10 protein-coding genes and 1 tRNA gene are annotated in these 12,670 nt (G+C 69.7%); 5 read left to right on the forward strand and 6 right to left on the reverse strand.

Annotated features, from left to right (window positions below; translation table 11 throughout):
• Positions 1-131 precede the first annotated feature (131 nt).
• Positions 132-207, forward strand: a tRNA-Cys gene (locus tag ESO89_RS13255).
• Positions 208-272: 65 nt separating this feature from the next.
• Here ESO89_RS13255 and ESO89_RS13260 read toward each other — a convergent pair.
• Complete coding sequence (locus ESO89_RS13260; protein WP_128905956.1) at positions 273-1,076, reverse strand: DUF7839 domain-containing protein; 804 nt, start codon at positions 1,074-1,076, stop codon at positions 273-275.
• Between the two features lie 315 nt (positions 1,077-1,391).
• Here ESO89_RS13260 and ESO89_RS13265 point away from each other — a divergent pair, with 315 nt between their 5' ends.
• Together ESO89_RS13265 and ESO89_RS13270 are read left to right on the forward strand one after the other, a co-directional pair.
• Positions 1,392-2,231 (forward strand): hypothetical protein, encoded by an 840-nt coding sequence (locus ESO89_RS13265; RefSeq protein ID WP_128906008.1) that lies wholly within the window; start codon positions 1,392-1,394, stop codon positions 2,229-2,231.
• Between the two features lie 133 nt (positions 2,232-2,364).
• On the forward strand, positions 2,365-2,574 hold the full coding sequence (locus tag ESO89_RS13270; RefSeq protein WP_128905957.1) for a hypothetical protein: 210 nt from the start codon (positions 2,365-2,367) through the stop codon (positions 2,572-2,574).
• 44 nt (positions 2,575-2,618) lie between these two features.
• Here the strand turns inward: ESO89_RS13270 and ESO89_RS18595 are convergent, their stop codons facing one another.
• Positions 2,619-2,765 (reverse strand): hypothetical protein, encoded by a 147-nt coding sequence (locus ESO89_RS18595; RefSeq protein WP_164932799.1) that lies wholly within the window; start codon positions 2,763-2,765, stop codon positions 2,619-2,621.
• Between the two features lie 187 nt (positions 2,766-2,952).
• Between ESO89_RS18595 and ESO89_RS13275 the strand changes: the two genes are divergently transcribed.
• Entirely contained in the window at positions 2,953-3,567 is a 615-nt protein-coding gene (locus ESO89_RS13275; RefSeq protein ID WP_128905958.1) for a VOC family protein, read from the forward strand.
• Complete coding sequence (locus ESO89_RS13280) at positions 3,564-4,262, forward strand: alpha/beta hydrolase (protein ID WP_128905959.1); 699 nt, start codon at positions 3,564-3,566, stop codon at positions 4,260-4,262. The genes ESO89_RS13275 and ESO89_RS13280 overlap by 4 nt, the downstream gene beginning before the upstream one ends.
• Positions 4,263-4,307: 45 nt before the next feature.
• Here the strand turns inward: ESO89_RS13280 and ESO89_RS13285 are convergent, their stop codons facing one another.
• From ESO89_RS13285 to ESO89_RS13300, 4 genes are read right to left on the reverse strand one after another with little or no spacing between them, the layout of a single operon-like run.
• On the reverse strand, positions 4,308-6,395 hold the full coding sequence (locus ESO89_RS13285; RefSeq protein ID WP_128905960.1) for a SpoVR family protein: 2,088 nt from the start codon (positions 6,393-6,395) through the stop codon (positions 4,308-4,310).
• Positions 6,392-7,774, reverse strand: coding sequence for a DUF444 family protein (locus tag ESO89_RS13290; RefSeq protein WP_128905961.1), 1,383 nt, complete (start codon positions 7,772-7,774; stop codon positions 6,392-6,394). Before ESO89_RS13290 ends, ESO89_RS13285 begins: the two co-directional genes overlap by 4 nt.
• Positions 7,765-10,233, reverse strand: a complete 2,469-nt coding sequence (locus ESO89_RS13295) for a PrkA family serine protein kinase (protein WP_128905962.1) — start codon at positions 10,231-10,233, stop codon at positions 7,765-7,767. The genes ESO89_RS13290 and ESO89_RS13295 overlap by 10 nt, the downstream gene beginning before the upstream one ends.
• 1 nt (position 10,234) lies before the next feature.
• Complete coding sequence (locus ESO89_RS13300) at positions 10,235-12,310, reverse strand: PrkA family serine protein kinase (protein ID WP_128905963.1); 2,076 nt, start codon at positions 12,308-12,310, stop codon at positions 10,235-10,237.
• Between the last annotated feature and the right edge of the window lie 360 nt (positions 12,311-12,670).

Here is a 12,670-nt window from a genome sequence, read left to right on the forward strand (position 1 = left end):
TCATCGGGAGCATACTCCCACTTACAGCCCACGGACACCGCGTCCGTGGGCTATTTTCATGTGTAGCGAGCGGCCACACCACCACACCCGACCGCTAGGCTTAAACGCTCGACTGCGGTACGTTCGATAGCGCCAAGGTGGCAGAGTCTGGTCAGACGCAGCGGCCTGCAGAGCCGCCCAACGCCGGTTCAAATCCGGCCCTTGGCTTTCCTTCGAACTCCGAGGTCCGGTCGCTCGGTGAGTCGGGCGGTCGACTACTATTCGGCGTCGTCTCAGAGGTCGCCCGCGTCGAGCACTTCGTGCGGGATGTTTTCGTCGCGGAGCCGCGCGGTGTGTTGCGGCAGTTGGTCGGCCGTAACCACCAGTAACACGTCCAGTCCCCGCACTGCGGCCTCGGCGACGGCGTCGGCCGTCCCGAACCGGATGTCCGGGCGCGCGTCCGCCCGCGTCGCGAGCGCGTATGCTTCGGTTCCGGCGACGGCGAGGAGGCTCTCCGGGGTCAGGGTTTCCGTGAGCACCTCGGTGTTCACCGACTCGGTGTCCGTGACGGCCGGGACGGGGAGTACCGTGACGTACCCGGTGTCGTAGTCGACCACGCCGTCGAAGTCGGCGACACCGACGGCGTCGCCCGCCGTGGCGGCGGTGACGGTGACGGCCGTCGCCGTCCCGCCCGCGGGGTTCGCGTGGAGGACGCCGTTGCGCATGACGAGACCGACGTTGCTCCCCTCGGAGACGTCGTCTATCGCGATCGCGGCGTCGACGTCGACGCTGCCGAGGACGTCCGAGCTGACGCGGTCGAGGTACGCTTCGAGGCTGTCGGTCCGAGAGATCAGCCAGTCGACGCCCTCCTTCGTCACCTCGTAGCGTCCCCGACCTTCCTTCTGGACGTAGTCGTGCTCCACGAGGTCCCTGACGTAGTCGCTGACGGCCTGCGATGTCACGCCGATCGCGTCGGCGATCTCCGTTTGGCTCACCGCGGGCTGTCGGGCGGCGATCTCAACCAGAACTTGGTACCGCGTCGCGTCGCGCTTGCTGTCGAGGACTTCCGGTGGCGCCGCCCCGTCGGGATCTGTCATTGCCGGTGTTCGGCGGCGCGCAATTAAAGTACTGTTGCAGACCTCTCCGTCAGGGAGCGTCTTTCGACCGATCGACGACTCTAGTGAAGATTCTATTGTACCGGATCAGTCTTGATTGTTCGCTGTTCGCGTTTACTTGCGCTCTCTCGGGAGTTCGTTCGCCGCCACTGACCCGGTGGGCCGCCGCCACGGATCGGGGTCCGTCGAACCGCGTCGATCGATGCCGCTCCCCGACGCCGTTTCGCGCTTCGGGAGCACGGCTTAGTAACCGTTATACACCGGGTGACCCATGCTGGAACTATGCAACGACGCGCTGTGGCCGTGTACGCCGCGCTCTTCCTTCTCGTTGCGGGCGTGGCCGGTGTGCTCACTGTGACGGCTGAGAGTCCGGAGGTCGCGTTCGAGAACCCCGATCTCGAACTGTCCTCCGGTGACACGTTCGAAGTGGACGGCGCGGAGTACGCCGTCGCCGACATCTCCGAGGTCGAAGAGGGTGGTGGCGGCCACGGTGGAAGCGCCGAGACCTCGATCGTGGCGACGATCGAACGGGGGGTCACGGTAGAGCAGTCCGAGTCCTGGGGGAACGGGTCCACGGTCACCGTCGACGACCGCGAGTGGACCGTTGAGATCACCGGAGACGACCCGTCTGCGTTCACGCTCGTCGAAGTGCTTGACCGGCAGGCGATCCTCGAATCCGACGACGCCGCGGACAACGAGACCGTCGAGCGCGACGACGGCGAGTACGTCGCGGTCACCGAGGACGGTGAGACGACTCTCGTCCCGGCGGACGAGTACTTCCCGGCCCCCGAGGAGCAGTCGTACGCGACGGGTGACTCCTTCGAGTACGACGGACAGTCCGTGACCGTCGATCAGGTCGCCACTGATCAGGCTGTTATCGTCTGGGAGGGAACCCAGACCAACTCGATCGAGGTCGAAGAGGAGTCCACGGTGACGCTCGGTGAGACGGACTTCGTCGCGAACTTCCCGGACGCGTCTACGCTGACGATGTCGAGCGACATCGAGGGGTACGAGGCGCAGGTCTCGGAGATCGATCGGTTCGAACAGTACAACTCCGGGCTGACGCGCGTGGTGATCCTCGCGCTGTTCTCGGTCGTGCTCCTGCTCGCGGCGGCGTTCGTCCCCTCGCGGTACTGATCTCCGGCCCCGATCGGCCCTCTCGGTTCGCGGTGTCTGTTCGGTTTCCGTCTCCGTTCTCGGCGCGGTATCGCCTCTCCGCAGAGCGCGTCGCGACCGGCAACCTATACTCTTCGGACCCGTTGCGGGGCGTATGATCGAGACCGCGGAGAAAGTCCGCCAGCTCGCCCCCCACTGGGGCGTGATGTTCGTCGCGATGTTCGTCGTGTTGGCGCTCGTCGAGCGCGTCGTCGGATCGCTATCCGTTCTCCCGTCGATGCTTCTCGTGTTCGCCGTCGCGTTCGGCTATCCGGTCGTCGTCCGGGCGCTCGGCGTTGCCCCGCCGGTGTGGCAGCGGTCCTAGCCTCTCCGTCTGGCGGACCCCGTCTCCGGGTCGGGCCCTCGCGGTCACTCCTCGGCGGAGTCTCGGAACGGGGCCGCGAGCCGCCGGCCGTACGTGGCCGAAACGACGCCGAGAACGAACGAGACGACCGCGGCGATCGCGATCCACAGGGTGTTCGGATGTTCGAGTCCGGAGTGTAGCAGTATCTCCATGCCTCCCGGTTCGCGCTGTCCGGATTAAGGGGTTCGCTTCGGCGTCGACGCTGCTTCGGGCGCGATGTTCGATCCCCTCCGCGCCCGCTTTTCCGGCGCCACCGACGCTCGACCGGATAACACCGATGTCAGCCGGTGGCTCGGCGGTCCCTTTCGCTTTTATACGTGTTCGTCTCGTATCGGTGGTATGAGCGACGAAGACGCGGCTCCGGTCACGCCGGAGCGCCCGGACGCACCGTTCCACACCACCGGCACCGACCACATCACCGTCTGGGGGAGCAACGAAGCCGACACGATCGCGTTCTACCGCGACCTGCTCGGCATGCCGCTCGTCCTCCGCCAGCCGAACCTCGACGACCCCTCGCAGACGCACCTGTTCTTCGACACCGGCGACGGTCGCATCCTGACGTTCTTCGTGAGCGACGACCGTCCCTCGGCCCGCGGCCAGCGCGCCGGCACCGGCGCGGTCCACCACCTCTGTTTCAGCGTCGAGCCTGACGAGTACGAGGAGATCATGGAGGCGCTCGAAGAGGCCGGCAAGGGATACAACGTGTTCGACCGGGGGATATTCCACTCTATCTACACGCAGGACAACAACGGCCTCGTCATCGAACTCTCCGCCGACAAGTACGAGATCCCCGACGACCGCAAGGGCGAGGTGCTCGCGACCGCCCAGCGCCTCCGCGAGGAGGACGGCGCCGACTTCGCGCAGGACCGCCACATGAAGGGTGCCTTAGAGGAGCTCGGCCTCCCCGTGAAGAAGCACGACCTGCCCGACGCGGACGCGGGCGTCGGCGTATGAGCCGGGGATCGCCGCACGCGGGCGACGACCCGCACGCGGACGAGCCGCTGGTGACCGCCGGCACCGCGATTGAGGCGGCAGACGCCGCCGTCGTCCTCGTCCACGGCCGCGGCGCGACCGCGCGGAGCATCGTCGAGTTCGGGGAAGAGGTCGCCGGCGACCGCGAGGTCGCGCTCCTCGCGCCGCAGGCGGCGGCGAACACGTGGTACCCGAACTCCTTCCTCGCGCCGGTCGCGGACAACGAGCCGGGCCGGAGTTCCGGGCTGCGGGCGGTCGGTCGCGCGGTCGGGACCGCGACGGACGCGGGAATTCCGGCCGAACGGGTCGTCGTCGTCGGCTTCTCGCAGGGCGCCTGCCTCGCGAGCGAGTTCGTCGCGCGGAACCCCGCTCGGTACGGCGGGCTCGCGGTCCTGAGCGGCGGGCTCATCGGCGAGTCGATCGATCTCGACGGCTACGTCTCCGACGCGGCGGCCGCGATCGATGGCGACGCCGCCGACGCGCTCGCGGGGACGCCGGCGTTCCTCGGCTGCAGCGACGTCGACCCGCACATTCCGGAGGAGCGGGTCCACGAGACCGCCGAGGTCTTGGAGGCGCTCGGCGGCGACGTCGAGACCCGGATCTACGAGGGGATGGGTCACGGGATCAACGAGGAGGAGACGGCGTCCGTCTCCGAGATGGTCGCGGATATGGCGTAGGGCCGCGGTCGTTCGCGACCGAGCGCGCCGTTTCTCGACCGCCAGTCACGCCAGCCAGTCGTCCGGTTTCGTGTCGTAGTCGATCTCGTCGGCCGCGATCCGCGCTCTGATCTCCGGATCGAGGTCGTGTTCGGTCACCTCGCCGCCGTCGTACTGGAAGCGCACGCCGACCTCCTCGCCCTCCGGCTCGGTGCCCCGCCGCTTGGCGCGGCGGAGCGCCTCGTCGGAGTACTCGACGCGGATCGTCGCGAGGTTCACCGGGCGACCCCACAGCTCGAAGACGCGCTCCAAGGTCGCCTTCGCGGACTCCTCGTCGAGAGGGACCCCGTTGTACCGGTGGCCCAGGAGGAGTTCTCCCCGGTTCCGGTAGTTGCCGTCGAGCACGACGACCGTCGGCTTCCCGAAGTTCGTGAAGCGCAACAGGAGCTTCTTCCGCACGTCGTCGGCGTCGACGCTGGCGACCCGGTGCTCCTCGGCCGCCCGGCTGTACTCGTAGGTGAAGTAGTTCCCCTCGCGCACGAACTCGTCGGTGAGGAACGCGTCGATGAACGTCACGTCGTTGTGGCTCTCGCGGACCTCGAGCATCCGGTCCCAGCCGGCCGCGCGGTCCGCGTCGGCGAGCGCCTCGTCGACGGTCGCGTACCGGTCGACGTCGAACATGTACCGCGCGCGCTCGGCCAGCGTCTCCCGCGAGACGTTCCGAAGGGCGCCTCGGTGTTCCGGCCGCGAGAGGACGTAGTGGCGCTCGGCGAGCCCCTCGCGCGTGAGCAGTTTCCACGGGTACCGCTCGATGTCCGGGCCGGCGTCGGGATCGGTCTCGCCGCCGTCGCCGCCGGACGCCGGATGGTCACCGCTCCGGGCCGACAGCGCCCGGTCGACCGCCTCGGCGTCGACGCGGGGGTCGCCGTCGGCGGCGAGGTCCGCGAGTTCGTCGAGCGTCGCCGGTCCCGCCCCGGCGATCGCGGGCTGCGGTTCGAGCGCGTCGGCGACCTCGTCGAGGTCGACCCGCGAGTGGAAGTTCTCGGGCGTCACCCCCTCGACGCGGAGCAGCCTGTCGATCACGTCGCGGCGGGCGGCCCGCAGCTCCACGTGGGTCCACAGCTCGAACCCGAGCTTGTAGGGGTTGACCCCGGGCGAGCCGAGCACCCGCGACATGTGGTCGGCGTACGTGAGGAACTCGTCGGGGCCGGCGAACCCCTCGCCGCCCATCATAACGGATTCCCAATATGTTGCCCATCCCTCGTTGAGCACCTTCGTCTGCTTCTGTCCCGCGAAGTAGTACGCCTCCTCGCGGAGCGCGTCGATGACGGTCGTCTCCCACGGCTCGCGGTCGACCGCCTTCCCGCTGTCGGGGTCGTACCGCTTCCCGTGGTCGCGCAGGAACGCGAGCACGTCCGGGCGCGGCTCCTCGGGCTCGACGCCCTCGCCTCTGGCTTCGAGCCACTCGTCGTCGAACACGTCGCGGCGCACCTCCTCGGAGAGGTCCAGCTCCGCGATTCGGTCCTCGATCGCCGCGAGCGCGTCGTCGTCGGGGTCGTTCACGTCCTCCGCGATCCCCGGCTTCTCGACCGACCGCGCGGCGTCGATCGGGCTGTGCTGGTCGATCGTGTCCTCCAACGCGGTCACGGCGTCGATCAGGCGCTCGACCTCGTCTCGCTCGACCCCGGGGCGGTCGGCGATCGCAGCGATCCGGTCGGCGTTGCGCTCCAGCCGCGCCGCGGCGTTCGGGCCGCCCTCGCCGCGGTCGGCGTACAGCCCGAACCACCCGTTGTTCGCGAAGAAGTCGGCGTGCGCCTCGACGTGGGTGATCACGGCCTTCTGGTCGGCCGCCGAGTTCGACTCCTGCAGGAACGCGTGGCTCGGGTCGTCGTTGTTGACGATCTCGAACGCCTTCCCGAGCCCGTGGCGGTCCAACTTCGCCTGCCGCTCGTAGTTCATCCCCCAGCGCCAGTGGGGGTACCGCCGCTGGAACCCTCCGTACGCGATCAGCTCGTTCATCTCGTCGTGATCGACCACCCAGTACCGGACCGGATACGGCTCCAGCCCGAGCCGTTCGGCGAGTTCGCGGGCCTCCTCGGCGGGCTCGTCGAGCGATTCCGCCTCGCGTTTCGCCTCCACGCGCTCGTCTCTCATCGGTCCTCACCCCCGTCGATCCGCCCGCTCGTCGCCCCGCCGGGGGTCGCCCCCCTGTCGCCCTCCGCCTCCGTACTGAGGATCTCGTAGATGGCGTCGGTCACGTCGTCGGGCTCCGAGACGCGCGCGACGGCGACGTCGTCGGCGTCGCCGAGCGCCTCCTCCACCTCGTCTGCGTGGCGCGCGTTCGGCGCGGCGCCGCCCGGCTGGGTCTCCACGTACGCGTGGAGGTTGGCGTCGATCGACTCCATCATCGGGATCACCGCGTCGGTCGTGTCGCTGCCGGCGTTCTCGGAGTCGCCCGCGGCGAACACGTAGCGGTTCCACTCGCTGTACGGGTACTCCTCGAGGATCTCCGCGACCAGCTCGTAGGCGCTGGAGATCCGGGTCCCGCCGCCCGACTGAATCCCGAAGAACTCCTCGCGGTCGACCTCCCACGCCTCCGCGTCGTGGACGACGTAGCGGAACTCCGCGGCGTCGTACTTCCCGGTCAGGTACCAGTCCATCGGGGTGAACACGCGCTCGACCAGCTCGCGTTTCGTCTCGCGCATCGAGCCCGACGCGTCTCGGACGTTCACCACGACGACGTTGCGTTCGCGCTTCTCGATCACCTCCGGGTGGCGGAACCGTTCGTCCTCCCGCCGGAAGGGGACGCTGTCGAGCCCCTCCCGGCGGATTCGGTGCGCTGTGGGCTCGCGGTCGACCTCCTCGTCGAGCGCGTCGAAGCTCTGCCACCGATCCAGCGACTCCGCGGGCTCGCCGTGCTCCTCGGCGAGGGTCGCGGCCGCGTCGGCGATCCACGCCCGCGAGACGGGAACCTCCTGGTCGCGCGCCCACGCGAACACGTCGTCGACGTCGGCGCCCGCGACGAACAGCCCCTCGCGGACGTACGCCTCGTCGAAGTCGGTCGCGAGGTGGCGCTTCAGCCCGCGCTTGAAGAACTCGTCGACGTCGAGGGTCCCCCGCGGGCCGGCGCGGGCGGTGTCGGTGAAGTCGCCCTCCACCTCCTCGACCACGCGTTTCCCCTTCGGTTCGAGGTCGAGCCCCAGCTCCTCGTCGAGCTCGCGCGCGAACTCCTCCGGGTCCATCTCGTAGTACTCGTGTTCGCCGCCCTCCTCGCCGGGGTCGCCTTCCTCGTCGCCGCCGGGCTCGGGATCGACCGGCTGGCCGGGCTGCGGCTGGCCCTCCTGTCCCTGCCCGACGCCGCCGGCCGCCCGCCGGTCGTACTCGAACTCCGGGAGGTCGACGATCTTCACCGGAATCCGGACCCGGTCGGGGTCGGAGCCGCCCAGGTCGCCGTGGCTGATGAACTCCGCGAGGTCCTCGCGGCGCTTTTCGCCGGCCTCGCGGAAGCGCTCGCGGTCCTCGGTCAGTCCCACGTCCGCCCACCCCCGTTCCGGCCGCCGCGGTCGTCTCCCGGTCGGTCCGAGGCGTCCCCGCCGCCCGCGTCGCCGTCGGCGGTCAGGTCCGTCCACTCGTCGCGGACGCTCCGCATCACGGCGCGGCTCGTCAGCTCGGCGGACGCGGGGCTGTACCCCCGGTCGACGAGCCGGTCTATCGTCGCCGCCTTCGCGCGCTCCGTCTCGGTGTCGGCCGGCGGGTCGGCCCACTCGGCGGGGTCCAGGTCCGGGAACCGCTGTTTCACGTCCGCGAGGTCGTTCGACTCCAGAACCGCCTTCAGCTCCGGGATCTCGCCGAGCTCGACGTCGTCGACGCTGAACGCGTCGCCGCGGTTCCGCCACGCGTACCGGGTGAGCGCGCGGATCACCCGCTCGCGCCGGAACGTCGCGACCGACTCGCCGGGGTCGGTCCCGCGGTAGTCGCTCTCGTCGAACCGGCCGAGCGTCTCCGTCTCGAACACCTTCATCGCGAGCGCGTCCGGCTCCTCCGGGCCGCGCTCGGTCTCGACCGGCTCGTCGGCGTCCCACGCGTACACGTGCTCGACGTACTCGGCCACGGTCTCCTCCGGGACGGTCTCCGCCGCGAGGACCGCGTCGACCACGTCCGCCCGCTGGCGCTCGCGCACGCGCTCGGCGACGGGCGACTTCCGGCTCTCGAACTCCGCGACCTCCGACCGCGAGAACACCGGCGCGTCGGAGAGCCCCTCGGCCATCGCGTCGAGCACGTCCGTCGGCGTGACCACCCGCTCGACCGGCAGGTCCGGATGGCTCCGATCGGCGTCCGACCCGAGCAGCTCCGCAACCGCGTCGCGGACGTAGGTGACCGGAATCCCGTTCCGGCCGTCGCCGTCGCCGAACGCGATGTCGTCGACCGTAATCTGCCCCTCCTCGCCGCCCCGCTCGCGCCGGATCTCGCCGGTCTCGTACAGGTCCGCCTTCTCTACGAGGTCGATCTCCGCCGGGAGGTCGTCGGTGTCGAGCCGCGTGACGACCGCGTACAGCGCGGCCGCCCCGACCGCGTGGGGGGCGAGCTCGCGCTCCGTGACCCCGCCGTCGCCGTCGCGGACGCCGATCGTGAGGGCGGCAGCGCCGGGATCGCTCGCGGGGTCCCGTTCCGGGTCGCCGTCGCTCTCGGCCGGGTCGCCTGAGGTGGCGGTCTCCCCGTCGCTCTCGACCCCGTCGACCGTCGGCACGCCACGCGGCCCGCCGACCTCGCGGCGCAGCAGCTCCGCCTCCAGCCGCCGGTTCGTGAGGTACCGGAACTCGTGGCGCGTGAGGCGGCGCTTCAGCGCCTTCAGCGGGTCCGCCCCCTCGCGTTCGGCGTGTCGGTCCAGCTCGGCGTCGAGGTCGGGGTTCGAGATGACGACGAGCTGGGTGTCGAGATCCATCCCGATCCCCTTGTCGAGCTTCACCCGGCGCTCGTCGGGGACGTTGAGGAGCCGGCGGAGGAGGTCGGCGTGCTGGCTGGCGTCCTCGACGACCGTCGCGACCCCGTTCCCCTGCGAGAGCACGCCGTCGTAGCTGAACGCCTGCGGATTCTTCCGCCCGCGCGAGTCGAGCTCGCGGAGCATCCCGCCCATCCACGAGCCGACGAGGCGTTCCTTGGGGCTCCCGTCGTCCTCGGCGTGGAGCACGCCGATCCCCTCGCCCACGTCGACGACGTAGCTCGTCACGCGGAGGTGGTCGCGGTCGGTGATCGCCGAGAACAAGTCCCGGCGTCCCTCGTCGCGGTACACCGATTCGAGGTGGTCGTACGCCTCGCGGCTGAACGGGTCGAGGTCAACGTCGGCCGCGATCGGGTAGGCGTCGTCGTCGACGGCGTCGGCGATCGACTCCCGGACCGCCTCGGGGAACACCGAGAGGGGGTGCGTCTGGACGGGGCTCCGGTACCACGCCCCGGCGTCGCCGCCGTCCCCGTAGGAGAGTGACGCGGCGCCCGCCCCGCCCCCGCCGCCGGCGCCGCTTCCGGCCCCGGTGACGTTCCACTCGACGGTGTAGCGCCGCCCGGCCTCGGTCTTCGAGAACTCCCGGAGCCCGTTCACCAGACACCGCTTGAACTCCGACTTCCCGGTGGCCGTGGGGCCGTCGATCCACACGATCGTCTCGTCGTTGCCGCGCCCCGCGGCGGCGGCCCGGAGGTCGTCGACGAACGCGTTGAGCGCCGCGGTGTTGCCCAACACGGCGTGTTCCCCGTCGTTGAACGGGTCGTCGAAGAACCGGCACCGCTCCAGCCGCTCGCCGCGCTCGCGCACCTCGCGGGTCCCCTGCGACTCGACCGCCGCGAGGAGGTACCGCGCGCCGGAGGCGGCCGCGGTCGGGTTCGCCAGCACCCGGTCGACGTACTCCTCGAGGCTCATCGGCGGGTCGTACGCCCCCCGAAGCGTCTCGTCGGCGTCGCGGACGAACGCGTCCCCGTCCGGCGTGTCGCGTTCGGTCATCTCAGCCCCCGTCGTCTTCGATCTCGGAGCGGGCGACGGCCGCGCCCGCGTACTCTAACACCTCGGCGGCGCCGTCCTCGGAGTAGCCGCGGTCGACGAGGGCGTCGACCCACGCGCTCCGCTCCTCGTCGTCGAGGTCGGTCGCGGAGACCAGCGCCGAGAAGTTGATGTTGTGCTTCTTGTCCTCCCAGAGCTTGCGCTCTAAGGCGCGCCGGAGCCGGTCGTTCTCGCGCGGGTCGAAGCCGCGGCCCTCGCGGGCGCGCCGGGAGACCCAGTTCGACACCTCCTGCCGGAAGTCGTCCTTGCGGTCCGAGGGCACGTCGAGCTGTTCTTCGACCGCGCGCAGGAACGTCTCGTCCGGCTCGGTCTCGCGGCCCGTCAGCTCGTCGTCGACGGTGTCGTCGTCGATGTACGCCATCACGTGGTCCATGTACTTTTCGCCCTGTCGGCGGAGCTCGTCCACGTCGTACGCTAACGCGTGGCGCACGTCTTCGATGGCGCGCTCGCGGTACTCCTCGCGGACGGTCTCCAAGAGCCGCTCGTAGCGGTCGAGGTCCGACTCCGCGATCGAGCCGTGGCCGCCGAGGTTCGCCTCGAAGTGGTCGAAGACGGACAGCGGCGAGAGGTAGCCGCGGTCGCGGTGGGTGGCGTCCATGATCGCCTCGGCGATCTCGTCGCCGACGAACCGCGCGGAGACGCCGTCCATCCCCTCGCCCACGTCGGCGGATTCGGCGGCGTCCTCGCGGAGCTTCCGGCGGTCGATCTCCTCGTCTTCCAGCTCCCCGTTGTACGCCTTCGCCTTGTCGAGGAGGCTCACCGTCTCGTCGGTCGGCTCCTCCAAGCGGGTGAGCACGCCGAAGAGGCCGGCCATCTCCAGCGCGTGCGGCTCGACGTGGACGTTCGGCACGTCGGCGTTGTCGAGCATCTTGCGGTAGATCTCCGCCTCGCTGTCGTACTCCAACACGTAGGGGTAGTCGATCCGCTTGGTACGGTCGTTGAACGCCTCCATCTTCTCGTCGCCCGTCTTCTCGCGGTACTCCGGCATGTTCGTCCGGCCGACGATCACCTGATCGATGTCGATCCGGGGGTTGTTCTTCGGCTTGATCGTCGACTCCTGGGAGGCGTGGAGGAAGTCGTAGAGGAACTCCCGCTGGAGCTTCAGCAGCTCCTCGCCGGAGAACAGCCCGCGGTTGGCGTTACAGAACGCGCCGGCGTAGTCGAACGCGCGCGGGTCGGACTCGCCGTAGACGGCGAGCTTCGCGTAGTTGACATCGCCGGTGAGCTCCGTCTCGTCCTGGTTCTTCTTGTCTTTCGGCTCGAACGTCTCGATGCACTCCCGGCGGTTCTCGTCGGCGACGAGCCGGACCACCTCGACGTGTTCGTCGAGGACGCGCTCTAAGTCGTCGTCGTAGTGCGCGAGCAGCTCGTTCAGGTAGAACTCCGAGGCCGGGTCCGGGTGTTGGTCGTTCCGAAGGGTGTAGGGGGCGTCGAGTCGTTCGTTGACCCCGTCGATCACGTCCTCGCGCTGCGGGCGCGGGATGAGCACGAGCGGGTCCTGATTCATCGGCGACCGGACCACGTCGTCGCCGGGGTCCTGGTCGTCGATCACGGAACACAGGTCAACCCAGCGGAAGGTGTACATCCGGCCGGCCTCCTCGTGGGTGTACGCCTCGAAGTACCGGCGGACCAGCCAGTCGAAGTGCGACTTGCCGGAGCCGACGGGACCGAGCAGGAGCTTGATCCGCTTCTCCGGGCCGAGCCCGCGGGCGCCGGACTTCACCTTGTTGACGAACTCGTGGATCGCCTCGTGGACCTCCCGGCCGTAGAAGACGTTCTCGCCGTCGTGGAGCGGGTCGTCGGCGGCGAGCCCGTACTCGACGACCCCGCGCTCCTCGTCGTACCGGGTGCCGTAGTGGTCGAACATGTCCGCGACGCGCTGGTGGGCGTTCCGCGCGATCCGCGGCTCCTCGTACAGCGCGTCGAGGTACCAGTCGAACGAGCGGGGCTCCCGGAGGTCGTCCGGGACGTTCGTCCGGTACTCCTCGCTGAGCCGTTCGAGCGTGTGTCGGTTTGGCATTGTATCACGTTTCTCGGTCGGGCGACCCGACGACCGGGACGCGATCGATCGCGGCTCGCGACCGCGGCGCGCGGCGCGCGGCGCGCGGCGCGCGGCGTCGGAGAGCAGCGCGGCTCTCCGTGCCGGAACGACGGCTCATGAAGCCGCGAACGCCGCTGTCGTCGAGGGAACCCGCCGCGGGTCGCCGTTTCGCCCGTAACCGAGGCCATATGTATGGGAGGGATTCTCACCCATAAGTGTGTCGCCAGTTCACATGTACCGCGCGTCCGCGGACCCCTCCGCTCCCTGCGGTTTCACTTCCCCGAACCGGCCGTAATCGACACGCAGCGGGCATAAAACGGAGGTGTGCGATCAACGGTC

The organism is Halorubrum amylolyticum, from assembly GCF_004114995.1.
Classification (GTDB): Archaea; Halobacteriota; Halobacteria; order Halobacteriales; family Haloferacaceae; genus Halorubrum; species Halorubrum amylolyticum.